Raw genomic sequence first — 17347 nt, forward strand, 5'->3', positions numbered from 1 at the left:
CGAAGTCACCCTTCGGAAGACTTCGACCAACGGGGCTGTAATGGGTAGGTTTTTCTAAAAACCCCATACTGAGGAACAATGTAGATTTCCCAGGCCAGAAACCCCTATTTGGGCTATCAACTCCTCTTTAAAAGGCCGTGGCGCAATTTTTTAGTAGATAAATGAGGTTTTCTCATTTACGTATCATCACGCCATGCTGTTTCATCCCCTTATGCCAACGTCGGCTCATTGCCCTATTACCACAGTTTCGCTGTTCCGCTTTCCATCGCCTCAACAATGGTGGGCTTTTACCCAAATGGGGCTAAAATCGCTGCTGAATCCGCTGCCCCATGGACTTACTTTCGGTAAAATGATGGGCTGCGGACGCGCCGGATTTAGCCTGCTGCCCGATTTTTCGCAGTATGCGCTTATCGCGCAATGGAAAACCGAAGAGGAGGCAAACCAATTCTTTTCGTCAGAAAAAACAAAAATGTACTTGGAACGCGCCAAAGAATCCTATACCATGCAGTTGGCTCCGATTCAATCGCACGGCCTTTGGGGCGGACAAAACCCCTTTGCCGCCACGCCCCCCACTGCGTCTTTGGGCCCGATTGTGGTACTGACGCGGGCCAGCTTACGCATCAGCCAACTGCTCTCATTCTGGCGTCATGTTCCATCTACTTACCGAGCCATGCAGGCAGCGGAAGGGCTCATTATGGCGGTGGGTGTAGGGGAAGTTCCGATTGTACAACAGGCGACATTAAGTATTTGGGAGAATGCAGAAGCCATCCGAAAGTTTGCTTACCAAAGCGGGTTTCATAAAGAAGTGATCAAAAAAACGCGGCAGCAGCATTGGTACCGCGAGGAATTGTTTGCCCGATTTAGTGCCATTGCCACCGCCGGAACCTATTTGGGAAAAGACCCTATCCTCTCAGCCGTAGCTCACAGCTTTCAGTGATTAGTAGCTACTTCGCGGCACGCATCATGTTGCAAGTACTCACTTTTTCAGGCCGTAGGTATCTAATTTTTTTTCTCTAAAATGAAAGTACTGTGGAACGCAGCTCATGGGGAAAGAAGCAAATGTATATAGGCAAAACGGCTGGAAGCCTTGTAATAGGCATCACGGCTCGGGCCGCCACGTCGCGGGACGCGAGCGGATGCGGGGATATTTGGGCACTTACCGTGTTACAAACACTCTGTTTATTTTTTGTGCGGAGTATTCCTTCGGAGGACACCGCACAACGGGGGACCAACGGAGGTACGGCTGTAAGCCTTGTGATAGCCGTACCTCCCGGGACGCGAGCAACTGCAGGGACACAGTTTAGTTTATTCAAATAATTTACTGATTGCAAGTAACTTCGGTCCTTCTAACAATATTGTGTTTGATCCTTCTCTTACATAACTATGATTGCCAACAAATGATATGGCTTTTTGCTTTGGAATTCTGATTCTAATCACATTTTTTCCTTTATAGTCTATTAAATCAATTGAAGATAAAATTTGAGATTTTAGAGGTTCAGTAAGAACTGATCCTCTAATTGATGTAAGGATTCTGTTGATGTATGTGTCAATATCTATTCCTTCAATTGCAAGTTCTCTATCTATTCCTACGACATACCTTGTATTTATTTGGTTTGGTTCAATTCCGTCAAGTACATTCACTCTATCAGCATCTTGCTTTTTGTCAGCTACACCTATAAAAATAAAACCATCTGAATCAGGACCACAGTTGGCTATTCCGCACATAGTATTGATTAAGTCAATATATAATTGCGCATTTAATTTTCTTTGATTTGATAAGTCGTAATAACCTTGCTTGCATTCATATCTACTAGTTTCAACTTTCGATCTCCGAATCGAGTTTTCAAAATCAAGTGAAAGTCCTGAGCCATGTCTTAAAACTGGAGGGTCTTTCTTTACAAAATAATTCTGAATCAGACCAATAGTTTGGTTTATATTATTTATTCGATCTTGAGTAACTGCTGTTTTTGCGGTATATTTCATTTTGGCCTGTAAACCAACTAATGCTGCAACAATTTTCTTATCTTGATCGGGTGATTTCTCTTTCTTAACAACTAAATAAAAAACTGCCATGAAGATTGCATAAAATGAACCTTTTACTGGATTACGAGAGCCAGGATTAACAACATTCTTGACAGTGGTTCCTTGGCTTTCAAAAATTTTCTTAACTATAGAAAAAGTAACTTTTATTTCATGCATCATCCTTTCAGCCCCGTAATGAGTTAATAAAGTATTCAGTTCTCTATTTTCATCTGCATTCTCGTCATACATTGAATTAAAAAGTTCCCGACTAATTGGCAGAGGCTCTTCTTTTAGAATACTTGATACGATATCTGCAATCATCTCTTCATCTTCACTATCTCTTAGTTGAGATTTCCAAACTATTCCATGTGAACACCAAAATATATCTTCAGCCGTCAACCCATATCCTATGTTTTCACGGTTAGAATCAATGCTTATTTGAGGCATCTCAGAAAGTTCTAAAATATCTTTTGATGAATCACCTCTGATTTCCGATGAAATTTTTCTAATTAAATCTGCAAAATTATCTGTAACTCCAGCTTGTCTTTTTTCTTGAGGACTAAGTTGTTTTCCTCCTGAATTAATCCTTCCAAATATGTCAGTAATCTTTTCTTCTTCCGCCGAAGGATAGATTGTTACTGCTAATTGATAATCTAAAATATTTGCACATTTATCTGCTGCTAAAAGTAAAGTTACATCTGTTTGTGCTTCAAAAATATCGTTTTCAAATTGTTGCTTAGCCCTTGCAGATTGTTCTATGTCAAAATACAATTCATTTACAGCAAACCTATTTTCTATATAAGAGAAGATTGCATTGAGCCTTTGTAATCCATCAATAATCTCTAATTTTCCTTCCTTTGTTTGAGCAAGAAGAATTAAAGGTATAGGCAAACCATTTAAGATACTGTCAATTAAAAATGCTTTTTCATCAACAGTCCAAACAAGTTTCCTCTGATATTTTCTATTGACCAAAAATATTCCTTCCGTATAATTTCTATACGCTTCTTGAATACTCATTCCTCTCGGTGTAATACTCATATATTTCGATTTTTTTATTGTTTACTTGTGCCTAACATCTGCATGTCGCTAAATAGTTAAGTCAACTAAGGGACTTATCGTTTTCTGCCTTGCTTTATTAGTGACACTGTAAATAGCATATATTTTGTAGTACTGTCAAGCGGTTATCGAAAAACTTATCCAGCGCCCCCCCCAAACAATAAAAGCGCGAGGCAAAACCCCGCGCTTCGTGTATAAAGAGGAAATGAAACTACCCAATCGCCTCAGCACCCGTATCTTTCCAGCTTCGCGAATTGGCTGATTCAATGACCGCTTCGCATACTTTTTGGGTTTGGAGCGCGTCTCTGAACGTGGGGCCGCAAGGCTCGCCCGTTTCGAGGCTTTTGAGGAAATCGGCCACTTGGTGAATGAAGCTGTGCTCGTAGCCGATGCCGCAGCCCGGAATCCACCAACGGTTCATGTACGGTTGGTCGCCGTCGGTCACGTGGATAGAGCGCCAGCCGCGCACGATAGATTCGTCGCTGTGGTCAAAATATTCGAGGCGGTTCAGGTCGTGCAGATCCCAGCGGATAGACGCGTGCTCACCGTTGATTTCAAAGGTATAGAGGGCTTTGTGGCCACGAGCATAGCGCGTAGACTCAAAAAGCCCCAGTGAACCGTTGGCAAAATGGCAATGGAAAAGGCAGGCATCGTCGATACCCACGGGCTGTACTTTACCCGTGATTTGGTGCATACGCTCTTTCACGAAGGTTTCGGTCATGGCCGATACGTCGGTAATGGCACCATTGAGCCACATGGCGGTATCAATACAGTGCGCCAATAAGTCGCCCGTTACGCCCGAACCAGCCGAATCTACATCCATGCGCCACAGGCCCGTTCCGCCCTGCGGCAGGTCGGCGTTGATGGTCCAGTCTTGGAGGAAGTTGGCGCGGTAGTGAAATATCTTGCCCAGCTTGCCCGAATCCACGATTTGCTTCGCCAAAGTCACGGCGGGTATGCGGCGGTAGTTGTACCAAACGGTGGTTTTCACGCCCGCTTTTTCGGCGGCTTCCACCATCGTTTCACCTTCGGCCAGGGTGCGCGCCAGTGGTTTTTCGCACAGAATCATCTTACCCGCAGCGGCAGCGGCCAAAGCGATTTCGGCGTGGCTGTCGTTGGGCGTACAGATGTCGATGGCGTCAATATCATCGCGGGCCACGAGTGCTTTCCAATCCGTTTCGTAAGATTCGAAGCCCCATTGTTCGGCAAACGCCTTTACCTTCTCGGCGTTGCGCGAGCAAACCGCCTTCAATACGGGATGATATTCTAATTCAGGAAAAAAATTTGCAATTCGGTTATATCCATTGGAGTGCGTACGGCCCATCAAACCCGTTCCTACCAATCCAATGCGTATTTGTTTTTTTTGTGCCATTTTTCTTTAAGTTGTTAAGGGTTAACAAATTACAAAGCTACACTTCGAAAGAAGACGTGGAAAGTTTTTGAAACTTCCCACGTCTATAAATTTCTTATGCTTCGTACCAGCCGTGTGCCTTACGCACGTTGATCATCGTAGCCAGAATGTCATTCCAAGTTTGTTGCTTGGTCATCACCTCGTTGGCAAACATACAGCCATCCCAGCAAATGTGCTTGAAGGCTTTGGTAAGCTCACCACTTTCGTCGCGGAGCCAAAGTCCAGCGTCATGCACTACGTCCAATTTTCCGTTGGGGTCAGTGGCCAAGCAGTGGCGACCCGTTTTATCGTGTGAGCCTGTTCCGTGTACGGTTCCGTCGTTTTGAGCCACGTGGAAATCAATCGTCCAAGGACGAAGCGCTGCGGTCAATTTCTTCAACCCGTCTAAGAATGTTTGGCGGTCGCCCCACTGAAAATCTTCGGGCAGGATGCGGTGTTCGGGGGCATTGTAGCCCAACAGATATAACGTGGTGTGCGACATATCAGCTTGGAAACCGATATTTTTACGGTCTACGGCTTCGAGGGTTTCGAGCATGTATTTCCAGCTGTGCATTCCGCCCCAGCAGATTTCACCTTCGGCGGCCAAACGCTCGCCAAAGTCGGCGGCTACGTCGGCCGCTTCGCGAAATGTTTGGGCAATGAGTTTGGTGTTGCCCGCAGGGTCAGCGGCCCAGTCGTGGGGACTGCTTGCCGAGTCGATACGGACGATACCGTTGGGACGAATGCCCATTTCGCGCAGTTTTTGGCCGATGTGACAGCTTTTACGCACCATTTCTACAAATTCGGCACGTTGCTCTTTGGTACCCATGGCAGGGCCGCCCCAAATAGGAGCCACCAAACTACCGATTTCGAGGCCGTGTGCGGCTACTTTTTCGGCCAACCGTTTGATGCCATCGTCCGAAATATCAAGGTCGTAATGAGGATCAAAAAGTCCAAGGTCAACTCCATCAAATTTAACACCGCCCACTTCCGCCGCAGCGGTCATTTCCAGCATGGTATCAAGTGAAATCGGCGGTTCGGAATCGGGGCCTTTTCCTACAATACCCGGCCAAGTGGCATTGTGGAGTTTAGGATAATTATTTTCGGGCATGTTGATAAAAGTATTAAAGGTTAATAGTTAAGTGTTGTCTGAATATCTGTCAACCACGGCAAGGTCTGTTTAGTCCTTGCCGTGGTTAGGATTAGAGTACTAAATCAGGGTTGTTGGGACCAAAGTGTTTTAGAATCACGATTGGGTCGTTAGCCGACGGATTGCTGATTACAACCCCTTCTTTTGCCGCTGCTTCGCTCACAAAAAACTCATCGTTGGTCAATTGTCCGTACCGAATCAACGCGGGAGTTTCGATGTCCCACACGCCAAATTTGCCGTGGCCTTGCATCACAATCATACCATACGCTGCCGCGTCTTTGATGGTCACGGTGGCGCCGGGCATGACGGTGAGTTCTTTGGCACTGTATGCAGCGGATTTATAACAAATCCAGTTTTCTACGTATCCTTGTGCTTGCATATCTTCCAACGGCCGTACGGGCTTAGGCATCATAAAGTGGTTGGCGGCAAAATTGGGGTCAACATTGGCTTCCCAGTCAATCACCGAAACCAACTCGTCATAATCACCTACCTTGTCTTGTGGCGTGCCATTCCAAAGCAACTCTTCTGGCACAATTGCCTCATTGACAAGGCTTTGATACATTGCAAAAATATCGGATGCTTTTTGTGGCTCGTAGGTGCACAAGCTGCCTGGCGCGTGCAAAATACCTGGGGGCACGTCCCAGCCTGTGCCTGGTTCTAATTTATAAGCTGACGAAAAATTGGTAATTTTGTTGTCACCTTTGTTGAAGTCCATCAAGCATTGCTTGATTTGTTCTTTGGTTGTACCCGGAGTAATTCCGAAGAATGTATAGGGGAAATCACCACCGTGGTTGTTGAGTTGGGGAGGGAAATAATAGGCTTCGGGTTTTCCATTTTGCCCTACCAAAGCCGCCTTTTCATCGTTATGGTGAATGTGGTGCGGCAGGGGGCCCATGTTGTCAAAAAACTTAGAATACATGGGCCAGCTTTTGTACTCATCCCACAGACGGTCACCGATGATTTCGCCTTTCAGCTCGTCGATAACGTCTTTCAATAACAATTGTTCGGTTGTATCTCCGTCCTGAAAAACCACTTTGCTCAAGCCTTCGTGCTCGCCCGTCAACGGACCGTTTTTAGCTGGCGTGGTTGACGACAGCCAACGCTCGTCGATACCGCCGCGCACACCACCCAACACATAATAATCGTCGGGGTGTAATTTAATTCTTCGTCCGGGTACGCAAAAAGAGCGCGGTACCCATGTAGGGGCTAAGCGTAAAATCCCTTTTCCTTGTTCTAAGGCTTTTGCTGCTAAACTTACATTTGCCATTTTCTGTATAAAGTGCTCGTGCACAATTTAATAGTTGATTGTTGTTCGTTATTATTTTATTTGCAGAAACAGGTTACAATGTCAAAACCTCTATTTCCAAATCATACGTGCGGCGTTCGCCAGGAGCCAACTGAATGAGCGTATTTTGTGCTCTGGCCGTTGCCTGTCCGATGGGCGGGTTGGTGCCTGGCTCGATACCAGTCACGTATTCGCCTTTACCCCAATGCTGCCAATTGGTCATCCAGGGCAGTTGATTTTTCTGAAAACGTATCGCTAATTCAATACCTAGGGAAGCGTTACGTATTCCACAATGGCACCGACCCGCATCATCGGCGTCAATATCAATAAAGGCTGCTTCTTCTCCTCCTCCATTGTGCGCTTCCAGCGGAGCAGGGCAGGTTTTAAAATCATTTCCTTCTCTGAAAATCGGGTTGTTGGGGTCACCATCACGCGATTTCCACGCGCCTTCCCACACAATTTCGGCACCTTCATCTACCAGCGGCCAGCCCAAATTGCAGTGGTACAGCATCATGTGCGGGGTGGTGGTATTGGCGCGGTTAATCACTTCATCATGGATGCGAATTTTGGCCTCGCCGAGGGTTCCCGAAATGGTTCTCCGTAGTTCCAAAATAGGCCCAAAGACCTGCGTTTGCTTGATAATTCCCGTAATACTCATCTCCATTTTGCCAGCAACAGGGTCGGGCTGGATGATGGATTCAATTTCGGCGGGAATGTTACTCACCAAGCCGTGTAATCCTCGTTCACCGTATACATCTGACTCAGGCCCACCCACGTGCGATAGTCCACAGGTTGTTATCAATCCCCCACCAAAAGTCCGAATCCAGTCAATCCCCTTGCCCGAAAAGGGCTGCGGGGGCATGACCCCTGCATGGCTCAACCATGCCAAACTATGCTGATTATAGAATGCATCAGCAATGTCCATGGCGCGGTCAATGACGACTTTGTAGCGCAGTCCGGTACCTGTATTTATCCACGCAATGCGCGTTCCTCTACCCAGACCATTGTCGATGATGGACGTCTCAATCCCTCCCAATTGTGCCGCATTCGATAGTTTATTCGTCCAGGGCTGAGTCGTTATTTCTTTACCGTCCATAAAAATCAATTGTCAGTCACATCGTCGGTCAAAAAAGGCAAAAGCCCCTTAAAACCTATTTTTAATGTATTTTTTGCTTAAAAATTATGCATTTATTTATCCAATCAGTGGGCCAACAACCAATTTTTAACCCTTGGATTAAAGTCTTCCAATTGCTCAAAATGGAAAATATGGCCAGCCCTTTCGTACAGAAATAAATCGGAGTTTGGAATAGCACCCGCCACTTCGTTGGCCATCCATACGGGCGTAAAAATATCTTCCTTGCCCCCAATGATGAGCGCTGGCTGGGTTAGGCTAGGTAGCTCCGCTAAGGCGTTGTGAGCAATACACGCCGCCGCCTGTCCTTCCAACCCATGAAGGGGCTGAGGAAACGGGTCGATTGCGGCTTGATTGCGGCCTGCTTCCAGTTCAGCCGCTGTTTGCTCATTGTCCCAAGAGTCTTTGGAATAAATCAATTGTTGGATGTATAAGCTGAATTCTTCGGGCCTAAATCGTGCTTTGCAGTGCATCATGTGTTGAAAAATCGCTTTGGCGGCATTGTCGCAACGCGCCCAAGGACACATCAACACCAACGAGCGTACTTTTTTAGGGTGACGAATTGCCAACTGTTGCGCAATGGTGCTACCCATAGAGCAACCCACAACTCGAACATTTTCCAGTTGAAGGGCATCCAATAGCCCGGCATAATCATCGGCCATCTGCTCGGTAGAATAGGGTCCCACAGGCTTATCCGACTGGCCCACACCTCGATTATCACCAATAATGCACCGAAAATCATTTTGCCAATACGACGCATGAGGTTCCCACACGCCGCCAGGTGCCGTGATTCCCATGATGAGCAGCAGCGGCTCGGCCGAACTTAGGCCGCGTTCTTCATAGTAAAAATTGATTCCGTTGGTCTGAACAAAAGGCATAAGAGGAACTGATAAACATTAAACCGAAAAATGTGAAACCGTCCAGGCGGTTGAAACCCAAAAACTATTACCTAAATACCGTGGACCGCATTACTTATTTTAAGCCTGGAATTAATTCATTCTGAATCCAACGTCCATCGTGTAAAGTCACAAAATCGGGATCTTCCAGCGCCTCAACGCCCTCGTCTTCGCAGATTATCCAACCGCCGTAATTGGTATCTTTCAACCATTGGGTAATGGATAACAGGTCTACTTTTCCTTTGCCCATCAACGCAAATTCTGGATTGCCATCCCAATCTTTGTAATGCACGTGATTGATTAAGGATGCATACTCTTTCATCTTTTCGAGCGGGTCCATACCGCCGTTGATGATGTGGCCCACGTCGGGCGTCCAGCCCGTCACGGTCGTATCCAACGACTCCAGTACCACTTTATAATCTTCTTCGGTACGAATAATAGAAGTATGCGGAGAATTTGGGTGAAAACTACAAGGCACGCCTTTCTCTTTGGCTCGGGCCGAAACCGTATTTACAATATTGACCAAACTGCGACGACGCGCTTCCAAATCATGCCGACCCGTAGGGATTTGGACGGTGTTGAGTATTGCTCCCGGAAAACGCTCCAACAAACTGATGGCATTGTTGGCAATCAGACGTTCGTTGTGGGTTTCTTCGGTTCCGTTCCATTCCAGCGCCAAGGCTACGGCAGCCAATTCGATGCCCTGTTCTTTCAATTTAGCTTCCAAGCGGTCGGGGTCAACTAGCTCGCCCATCCACGTAAAAATGGGCTGAATCCCCGTAAAGCCCGCCTGGGCAATGATTTCAATCATGTGGCCCAAACGCCCCTGATGCGTAGTGCCATTGCCGCTCATAAACCAGGTATAAACCTCTGAGCCAAAGCGAAAAGGAAGTTTTTCTGACATATTTGTTGTAATACTTTAGTAACTAAATGATGTGATTTTATTTCTTCTTTACGACTTCGCCAGGCATAATCAACGAATCCCAGCCCGCCAAATCGGCAGGCTTGACGTTGGCTTTATACCCATTGAAATTGAACGTGGTTGGCTTGTACGGCCCTACAAAATCAATATTATTGTTGGCTTTGATTTGTTTTTCCATACCTAGCGCCCAAAAAGCAGCATTCAGGGCCATACGGCGAAAACCTTCGCTCAGTAAGTCTTCCGAAGCACCGTGGGTAGTGGCAAAAACCCGCCCCGATGGTCCTGAGTCGATGGAATAGGTACGTATCCACGCCACAGGCAGGAGCTCTTTGGTTTTGTCTGGCTCCGCATCGGCCGTCATGCCGTTCAGAACCTGTCCGCGTGCAATCACCGTGGCGTTTTTCGGGTAAGCCGTATAGCCTCCCGATTGCGCCAGCATGTCTTTCACACCCCGCAAAATCGGGTGTTCTTTTTGTGCTTCTTCGGGAATTAGTTTCGAGGCCTGTTTGTGGTTGGTGCCGTAGTGCGAAACCCAAGTTTCACCCAATACTAACTCACCAAAACCATCTTTCCACTCACTTTTTTCGCCTTTATAATCCCACGAATAATGCCCCCATTTGGCATTTCCTTTATTGCTAAAAGCATGCGTGGCGGTACGAAAAGCAACAATAGGACCACCTCGCCGGATGTATTTATCGAAGTGTTGCATTTCTTCGTCCCCGAAGTTGGAGAAGCGGGTAAACAACACCATCAAATCCGCTTTATCCAATACATCCAGTCCTTTCAGGTTGGAACTGCCCGGCAAAATAAAACCGTTGTCGTCGAGGCCAAAAACCACCGTACACGTAAACCCGTAGCGTTTGGCCAAAATTCGGGCCAGTGCTGGCAAAGATTCTTCGCTCCGGTATTCGTGATCAGACGTAATAAAAACGATGTTTTTTCCGCGTCCAGGCCCTTTTTCGCCTTTGTAAACAATGCGATATTTGTTTACATCTTCCTGAGATGCTGTTTTTTTGACGGGCGTAAACCCGACAGTAAAAAAAACAATACTGCACAACAGTATTAAATGCTTTCTGTTTTTCATAAAAGTGTAGAAATAAGGGTCAGATGCTCATCAAAATCACAGATTGTGTTTGATACACATTTGTTGAATAAACTTCAGACCATGCTCGGCGATGTGCCAAGGGTCGTTGTATTCTCTCCACACGTTGATGGCGTTGGCAAAACCAGGGTCATTGCGGGAAAACGCCTCAATCGTAAGCCACCCCTTGTAGTTAATCGCCGCCAATCCCGCAAAGGCATCATCCCAAGGGATGTGTCCGTCGCCGGGCGTACCTCGGTCGTTTTCACTGATGTGGACGTGACTCAACACGGGCGAGATGGTTTGGAGTGCCTGACCGTATTTCTTTTCTTCTACGTTGGCGTGGTGCGTGTCAAACATGGCCCGTACGTGTGAATGATCGGCCAACGTAACCAACTTACTCAACTGCGACATGGTGTTGCACAAATAGCACTCAAAACGGTTGAGGGCTTCCAGCGCCAGCACCACATCGGCCTGGGCGGCATGTTCGCCCGCTGCGTGCAGCACTTCGGCCGCCCATCCATATTCTTGCTCATACGGCTCATGCGCCGCAAAATGGGCGTGAGCCGAGTGAAAAGGCCCGCATAAAACGCGTGAATTCAAATCATGCGAACGGTCGATCGCCCATTTGATACGGTCAAGTCCCTTGGCACGCACCATAGCCGAGTCGCTTATGGGATTCATGTCAGGGCTTACAACGGTGACGGTGGTTGTTTCCAAACCTAAGCCACGGGTAAAATCACCTACCTGCTTATACGCACTTTCTTCGGGAGAGCCCACAAAAAACTCCACCCCGTCGTAACCAATTTCTTTTAAACGCTCAATAATGGGGAATAATTCTTCTGACATTCCTGCCGACCAAGCCAGCACATTAAATCCAATTTTATTCATGGGATACTAGAGTTGCTTTAAACGAAGATTCCGATACTGTACTTTCATGGGAGGACCCACGTGTACTTGTACCCCTAGAAGTCCCTTTGACTTACCATTTACTGCATCATTGTCCACGACCTCACTCATTAAAACGCCATTTATATAATGTTGGAGGCGGTTTCCTTTGACAATCAGGTGGAACTCATTCCAGTCTTCGCTTTTAATCAAGGTCTTCAACGAATCTGAACTTCCGAGCGAGCCCGTTACGCTCAAATCGGTCCATGCGTTACTTTTTACTTTAGCGCGTACGGCTTCGGGAGTGAAAGTACCCGTTTGGGGATTAATAGATGTTTTTTGTCCGCGATAGGCCAGCGTTGTTCTTTTACGCTCTTCATAATTTTGGCCAGTATAGCGGTTGTTACCGTCGATGTCGGCCTGATACCCGCGCAACGCAAAAGGGATATCCGTTAGGCGGTCGCTGCGGTAGTTAATGCCTGAATTACCCGCCTTGGTGATGTTAAATTCACCTTTCAATTCAAAATCGGCAGGCTCACCACCTTTCCAGATGATAAAAGAATTGGTTTTAAGCAAAGTAGTCGGGGTGATTTCTCCCACTAAATTTCCGTTTTCAACGCGCCAATAGGTAGGGTCTCCCTCCCAACCGTTCAGTGTTTTGCCGTCAAATATCTGAACAAATCCATCGGAGCGGCCTTCCGCTTTTTTTCCTTGACCCGTGGTCGATACTTTACAACTTGACCATACCAATACGGAAAGAATTAATCCTAGATGTAAATAGTTGAAACTGTGTTTTTTTATCATTTGAATTGGTGGTTGAAAGGTTTATGTATTTCGTATTTTTGGATTGTTATAGGCTTTGAATGCAATTGTCGTACTTCTCAATAAGAGCCAAAACTATATTCAAATATTTCTAAAAAGTGTCTTAAATACTATCCTATACATACCTGCTTACGCAAAATCATTGCATAAGTACTACCCACGCAGGCGCCCTTAAACCATGAAAAGCGCACCGAAATTCGATGCGCTTTTCATGGAGGGATTTATAATCAGCAAGTTATGCTAGATTCGGCTACTATACTTCGCTATTTTCTGAAATAACTCTTTGGGATTGAAAGGTTTTGTGACGTAATCGTTCATTCCTACCAAAAACGCCCGGTCTTGATTGCTCAACGTGGCCGAGGCCGTTAGGGCAATGATGGGAATATTAATATCCATTTCTCTGATTTTCTGCGTGGCAGTATACCCGTCCATTTGTGGCATTTGAATATCCATCAGAATCACGTCGTACTTGCCAGCGGCGTACTTGTCAACGGCTATTTGGCCGTTTTCGGCTACATCCAATACAATCTGCCACCTCTCCAGAAATTTAGTGGCCACTTTTACATTCATGGGGTAATCTTCCACCAACAGAATTTTTACGCCTTTTAAGGTGCTTTCGTTCAGAAGTTCATTGTTTGCTTCCACTACTTTATTCTTGAGTGCAGTTCCGATCTCCAGCTCTATCGTGAAGAAGAATTTCGAACCTTTGCCTAATTGGCTCTCAATATGAATATCGCTGTTATGAAGATATAGCAGCTTTTTGGTAATGACCAGCCCCAGCCCCGTGCCCCCAAATTGGCGGGTTGTTTCGGAATTGGCTTGGGTAAATTTCTCAAAAATCGACGCCTGTTTATTTTCGGCAATACCGATGCCCGTATCTATGACCGAAATGTCCATCACGGCCTTATTTCCAACTTTCTTAACAAAAGACAACTCGACGGTGATACTGCCGTTGGCCGTAAACTTAACGGCATTCGACACCAAGTTTGAAATAACCTGACCGAGCCGAAGCGAATCACCGATAACCACATCGGGCACGTCATCGTCAATCATCAATTTGATTTTGTTGCCTTTTTCTTCGGCCTTGACTTGGTTGGCTTTTTTAATGTTGGAAATCAGTTGTTTAATATCAAACGGAACTTTTTCCAGTTCCACTTTGCCCGCCTCAATCTTGCTAAAATCCAGTATATCGTTGATGAGTACGTAAAGATTATCGGTCGAGAATTGAAGAATTTTGAGATTTTCGGCCATGACCGGCGACACATCTTCCTGCTGCATCAAATACGTAAGGCCCACAATGCTGTTCAACGGGGTACGGATCTCGTGGCTCATCATCGAAAGAAATTCCGATTTGGCATCGGTGGCGCTCTCCGCCGCTTCTTTGGCCTGGCGTAGTTCTGCTTCAATCAATTTACGGTTTTCAATTTGTACCTGAAGAAAGTCCACCAATCCCAGTAGATTATTGGAATCAAAAGCCCTCGGTTGAATCCCTTCCTGAATTTCTAGCGAGTGAATCGCCTCAATCAGTTTTTCAACCGATATTTTACGTTGCGAAATTTCTTCTTTGAGCTTATGGTTGATTTCTGCGTACTCTTTGTCATTCAGCTGCGCCGAATGTTCGAGCAATTCTTTATCGCGGTCAAAATTGAGGTAGGAATCATTCACCGCTTTGATAAAATGGCCAAAGTGCTCATGTTTCAAACAATCCTCGGTCAAGAACTTATTGATTTGCTTTTTCAGTAAGCGGTGGAATTTTGTGGTATCAATCGCGCTCATTTTTCGGAGAAAGTAGTAATCGTCATGGTTTGATTGTGTAACTCACAACGTGCATTGGGGTTTAGGGGCGAAATCTCCCCGTAAGAGTAAAAACCGGTCATAATTGGTTGTTCTCCGAATATCTCCCTAGCGGCCTCCACTTCTTCTTCGGTGCGGGAGCCTAGCACTAATTTTCGCCCCACGCAACTCACCAAAATGGCCAGTTCAGGCGGGCTGTCAAAAAAGCTCATTGAGTTTTGGGCGGCACTGGCAGAAGCATCAATCAAGCGGTCAAAATTTGCTTTCATAAACCGCACCAAAGCGCCTTTGGGTAGCTCGCCCGCGAAAGTCATGCTTCGGTTGGTTTCATCAATGGAAAGAATGGTCCGAACGATGGGCTTAGCATCGGCGGTCGCTCTCATCGAAAGCGGAAACAACAATGCCGCTCCGGGCAGTTCATCGGCGTATTTGCCCAAATATTCTTTATAAAGGTCAAGGGCCTTTTTTTCGCCGATTTTATAGAGCACATTGTACTCAGACTCAGTCACTTCTCTCTCTGGGCCGAATACATCCCATCCACCCATAGTTCCGTGGCCTACGGTCAATTGCGTTCCGTAAAAGCCAATTCCTACGATTTTTCCTTCTTTGGGGTTTTCGTTCAGGCCTACGAGTGTTTTTTCAAACCGGGCTTCGTCGCCCGCCAAGCCACCTGAAATGAGGATTTTATCGCCCGTATGTTCATTGAGGGCCGCTATCAACTCGCTGCCGTTGACCCGCCCACCGTCAGAGATGACAAATATCGCCGTCAGGTCGTCGGCCAATAAATTTTGCGCTATTTTTTTTCCTGACTCAGCACTTTGAAAATGGTTTTCGATGTCAATTTTAGTCGTTTTGACAAGTGTTTTATCAAATTCAATCGCAGTGACAATGACGGTTCCTTCATGGACCGAATTTTGGTATATTTCTCCCGATGTAGAATTAATGACAATTTCTGCGGCAGGAAATAGCTCCCTCAAATAGTCATAAGGTTGAAGGTCTTCTAAACACTTCCTCTCACCAAAAGCCAATACCAATTGGGCTTGCGAAGCAGCAAAAGCTGGGGTTTCAGATATAGGGTTCCAAGCACTATTCCGAAAAGCGAGTTGTTTTATCCTCATTTTATTGTAGAAATGCGAATATAAGATATGTTTTAGTATTTTCTGTTGTTAAATGGGTATATTTTCTTGAGAATATACCTACTGAGGAAGTATGTTTTAAAATAGCTGATTAGGCACTTTAAAATGGTCCATTCCTTCTAAAACCAATAAGAAAGAATTTTACTTCATCTAATCGTATATATTTATCTGCGCCACTAACAAGCATTATTTATGGTCAGCGAAAGCGCTGGCTTGCTTCGTAAGTACGAAATTGTTAGGTTAAAAGAAGTAGTGAGGCGTATTTCAGCCAGTAACAATCGTACCTTTCAAGTATAATCGTACCTGACCTGCTATTTCTACCCGCTCTCCAATCAGCTTGGTCTTCAGCACTCCTCCCCGCTTTGAAACCTGCAAGGCGCTGAACTCCGTTTTTCCGAGTTTTTCGGCCCAATAAGGTGTGAGCGTAGTATGGGCTGAGCCAGTTACGGGGTCTTCGGCGATGCCAGACTGAGGGGCAAAAAAGCGAGAGACAAAATCAACGTCTTGGCCTTTGGCAGTAATAATCACGCCTCTAACGGGTAAGGTAGAAAGCAATATTACGTCAGGATTGAGGTTTCTTACCTGCTCTTCATTCTCCAATACGGCCATAAAGTCGGTTTTCCCCCGGATTATTTCTACGGGTACGACGTCCCCCAAGGCTTCCAACAAAGCGGGAGGTGACACCAGTTGTTTATGAAGTGTATCAACTGGAAAATCCAGAATAAGCCAATCTTCTTCCTGTCGAACCGTCAAAACGCCACTTCGAGAATCAAAGTGGATTTGCTCTTGGGCGTAATTCTCAATCGAAAACAAAACGTAAGCAGTGGCAAGGGTAGCGTGACCGCATAGGTCTACTTCGACCGTAGGCGTAAACCAACGAATATGAAATCCGTGGTCAGTTGGAACATAAAAAGCGGTTTCGGCGAGGTTATTTTCAGCAGCAATGGCCTGCAATGTTGCATCAGGTAGCCAAGATGTAAGCGGTACAACGGCGGCGGGGTTGCCCCCAAAAACTTGACTGGTAAATGCATCAAGCTGATATATAGGAAGTTCCATATTCATAGCGTTGGTAAAATCTCTAAACATTTGCAAAGGTGGACAGGTTCGTTTTTCTTCAAAAATCTTCTTTTAGAAAAAGAACCTCTCCACCCCATGCCAATCTACAGAAAACAATGGTATACAATGATAATTACTGTGCTTTCGCCGTGTATTTTCCGGGATACGTTTTTTCTTTAAATTGGTCGAAAGGTTCTTTTTCGTGGTTGTTATCCCCAAAATACGTCAGCACCTGATGAAACATACGCGGCTCCAAGTATCCCGAAACTGGCTGAATGAGCGCCATTTTTTCATTCATAAATACGGTCGTAGGATAGCCCGTAACTTTGCCGTTGAGCATGTTTTTAAAAGAAACTTTGCCCAACATCACATCACCGTCTTTCTCGGGATTGAACTTTACGGCATAGTATTTCTTGTTGACAAAGTCGATTACTTCGGCATTTTTGAAGGTATTTTTATCCATTACCTTGCACCATCCACACCAATCCGTGTAAAGGTCAATGAACACTTTTCGGGGCTGTTTTTGGTTAAGTTTATAGGCTTCTTCTAAGGTTACCCATTTTATTTTGGCTTCTTCTACGGGGGGATTTTGGGGTTTTAGCGCCATCAGACTTACCAAAAGTGCCGCCGATAGGGTAACTAATACTGCTTTTTTCATGGTTTTTAGAAATGATTAAGTACTGATTAGTAACGGTTTTGAATTTTATTTGGTTCTCT

16 protein-coding genes are annotated in these 17347 nt (G+C 45.7%); 2 read left to right on the forward strand and 14 right to left on the reverse strand.

The window, feature by feature from the left end; all coding sequences use genetic code 11:
* The first annotated feature begins 193 nt into the window (after positions 1 to 193).
* Positions 194 to 937: a hypothetical protein gene (locus GVN20_RS20780; protein ID WP_166560196.1), complete on the forward strand. Its 744-nt coding sequence runs from the start codon at positions 194 to 196 to the stop codon at positions 935 to 937.
* A gap of 92 nt (positions 938 to 1029) precedes the next feature.
* Entirely contained in the window at positions 1030 to 1317 is a 288-nt protein-coding gene (locus GVN20_RS20785; RefSeq protein WP_166560197.1) for a hypothetical protein, read from the forward strand.
* Here the strand turns inward: GVN20_RS20785 and GVN20_RS20790 are convergent.
* The 14 genes from GVN20_RS20790 to GVN20_RS20855 all read right to left on the reverse strand — a co-directional run bounded on the left by GVN20_RS20790 (position 1306) and on the right by GVN20_RS20855 (position 17288).
* A complete protein-coding gene (locus GVN20_RS20790; RefSeq protein WP_166560198.1) occupies positions 1306 to 3060 on the reverse strand; it encodes a DUF262 domain-containing protein in 1755 nt (584 codons plus the stop codon). The two genes, GVN20_RS20785 and GVN20_RS20790, sit on opposite strands and share 12 nt — an antisense overlap.
* A gap of 229 nt (positions 3061 to 3289) precedes the next feature.
* Positions 3290 to 4450: a Gfo/Idh/MocA family protein gene (locus tag GVN20_RS20795; protein WP_166560199.1), complete on the reverse strand. Its 1161-nt coding sequence runs from the start codon at positions 4448 to 4450 to the stop codon at positions 3290 to 3292.
* Between the two features lie 94 nt (positions 4451 to 4544).
* Entirely contained in the window at positions 4545 to 5579 is a 1035-nt protein-coding gene (locus GVN20_RS20800; protein ID WP_166560200.1) for a sugar phosphate isomerase/epimerase, read from the reverse strand.
* Between the two features lie 91 nt (positions 5580 to 5670).
* Positions 5671 to 6885, reverse strand: coding sequence for a hypothetical protein (locus tag GVN20_RS20805; protein ID WP_166560201.1), 1215 nt, complete (start codon positions 6883 to 6885; stop codon positions 5671 to 5673).
* 73 nt (positions 6886 to 6958) lie between these two features.
* The gene (locus tag GVN20_RS20810) at positions 6959 to 7999 is read right to left on the reverse strand and encodes an aldose 1-epimerase family protein (RefSeq protein ID WP_166560202.1); all 1041 of its coding nucleotides are present in this window, start codon (positions 7997 to 7999) and stop codon (positions 6959 to 6961) included.
* Between the two features lie 104 nt (positions 8000 to 8103).
* Positions 8104 to 8913 carry an alpha/beta fold hydrolase gene (locus tag GVN20_RS20815; RefSeq protein ID WP_166560203.1) on the reverse strand — a complete coding sequence of 270 codons (810 nt, stop codon included), beginning with the start codon at positions 8911 to 8913 and terminating at the stop codon, positions 8104 to 8106.
* A gap of 94 nt (positions 8914 to 9007) precedes the next feature.
* Positions 9008 to 9835 carry a sugar phosphate isomerase/epimerase gene (locus GVN20_RS20820; RefSeq protein WP_166560204.1) on the reverse strand — a complete coding sequence of 276 codons (828 nt, stop codon included), beginning with the start codon at positions 9833 to 9835 and terminating at the stop codon, positions 9008 to 9010.
* A 37-nt stretch (positions 9836 to 9872) separates the two neighbouring features.
* Complete coding sequence (locus GVN20_RS20825; protein WP_166560205.1) at positions 9873 to 10937, reverse strand: ThuA domain-containing protein; 1065 nt, start codon at positions 10935 to 10937, stop codon at positions 9873 to 9875.
* Between the two features lie 36 nt (positions 10938 to 10973).
* On the reverse strand, positions 10974 to 11825 hold the full coding sequence (locus tag GVN20_RS20830; protein WP_166560206.1) for a sugar phosphate isomerase/epimerase: 852 nt from the start codon (positions 11823 to 11825) through the stop codon (positions 10974 to 10976).
* 6 nt (positions 11826 to 11831) lie between these two features.
* Positions 11832 to 12626 carry a DUF1080 domain-containing protein gene (locus tag GVN20_RS20835; protein ID WP_166560207.1) on the reverse strand — a complete coding sequence of 265 codons (795 nt, stop codon included), beginning with the start codon at positions 12624 to 12626 and terminating at the stop codon, positions 11832 to 11834.
* Between the two features lie 258 nt (positions 12627 to 12884).
* A complete protein-coding gene (locus GVN20_RS20840; RefSeq protein WP_166560208.1) occupies positions 12885 to 14420 on the reverse strand; it encodes a response regulator in 1536 nt (511 codons plus the stop codon).
* Positions 14417 to 15556: an FIST signal transduction protein gene (locus GVN20_RS20845; RefSeq protein WP_166560209.1), complete on the reverse strand. Its 1140-nt coding sequence runs from the start codon at positions 15554 to 15556 to the stop codon at positions 14417 to 14419. Before GVN20_RS20845 ends, GVN20_RS20840 begins: the two co-directional genes overlap by 4 nt.
* A 282-nt stretch (positions 15557 to 15838) precedes the next feature.
* A complete protein-coding gene (locus GVN20_RS20850; protein WP_166560210.1) occupies positions 15839 to 16630 on the reverse strand; it encodes a PhzF family phenazine biosynthesis protein in 792 nt (263 codons plus the stop codon).
* Positions 16631 to 16763: 133 nt separating this feature from the next.
* A complete protein-coding gene (locus GVN20_RS20855) occupies positions 16764 to 17288 on the reverse strand; it encodes a DUF255 domain-containing protein (protein ID WP_166560211.1) in 525 nt (174 codons plus the stop codon).
* Positions 17289 to 17347: the final 59 nt, after the last annotated feature.

This window comes from Runella sp. CRIBMP (assembly GCF_009905605.1).
Taxonomy (GTDB): Bacteria; Bacteroidota; Bacteroidia; order Cytophagales; family Spirosomataceae; genus Runella.

What these genes read in the sequence shown, in the direction of transcription:
- GVN20_RS20780 (WP_166560196.1), top strand. Translation starts at nt 194, where the DNA reads ATGCTGTTTCATCCCCTTATGCCAACGTCGGCTCATTGCCCTATTACC.
- GVN20_RS20790 (WP_166560198.1), bottom strand. Translation starts at nt 3,060, where the DNA reads ATGAGTATTACACCGAGAGGAATGAGTATTCAAGAAGCGTATAGAAAT.
- GVN20_RS20795 (WP_166560199.1), bottom strand. Translation starts at nt 4,450, where the DNA reads ATGGCACAAAAAAAACAAATACGCATTGGATTGGTAGGAACGGGTTTG.
- GVN20_RS20800 (WP_166560200.1), bottom strand. Translation starts at nt 5,579, where the DNA reads ATGCCCGAAAATAATTATCCTAAACTCCACAATGCCACTTGGCCGGGT.
- GVN20_RS20805 (WP_166560201.1), bottom strand. Translation starts at nt 6,885, where the DNA reads ATGGCAAATGTAAGTTTAGCAGCAAAAGCCTTAGAACAAGGAAAAGGG.
- GVN20_RS20810 (WP_166560202.1), bottom strand. Translation starts at nt 7,999, where the DNA reads ATGGACGGTAAAGAAATAACGACTCAGCCCTGGACGAATAAACTATCG.
- GVN20_RS20815 (WP_166560203.1), bottom strand. Translation starts at nt 8,913, where the DNA reads ATGCCTTTTGTTCAGACCAACGGAATCAATTTTTACTATGAAGAACGC.
- GVN20_RS20820 (WP_166560204.1), bottom strand. Translation starts at nt 9,835, where the DNA reads ATGTCAGAAAAACTTCCTTTTCGCTTTGGCTCAGAGGTTTATACCTGG.
- GVN20_RS20825 (WP_166560205.1), bottom strand. Translation starts at nt 10,937, where the DNA reads ATGAAAAACAGAAAGCATTTAATACTGTTGTGCAGTATTGTTTTTTTT.
- GVN20_RS20830 (WP_166560206.1), bottom strand. Translation starts at nt 11,825, where the DNA reads ATGAATAAAATTGGATTTAATGTGCTGGCTTGGTCGGCAGGAATGTCA.
- GVN20_RS20835 (WP_166560207.1), bottom strand. Translation starts at nt 12,626, where the DNA reads ATGATAAAAAAACACAGTTTCAACTATTTACATCTAGGATTAATTCTT.
- GVN20_RS20840 (WP_166560208.1), bottom strand. Translation starts at nt 14,420, where the DNA reads ATGAGCGCGATTGATACCACAAAATTCCACCGCTTACTGAAAAAGCAA.
- GVN20_RS20845 (WP_166560209.1), bottom strand. Translation starts at nt 15,556, where the DNA reads ATGAGGATAAAACAACTCGCTTTTCGGAATAGTGCTTGGAACCCTATA.
- GVN20_RS20850 (WP_166560210.1), bottom strand. Translation starts at nt 16,630, where the DNA reads ATGGAACTTCCTATATATCAGCTTGATGCATTTACCAGTCAAGTTTTT.
- GVN20_RS20855 (WP_166560211.1), bottom strand. Translation starts at nt 17,288, where the DNA reads ATGAAAAAAGCAGTATTAGTTACCCTATCGGCGGCACTTTTGGTAAGT.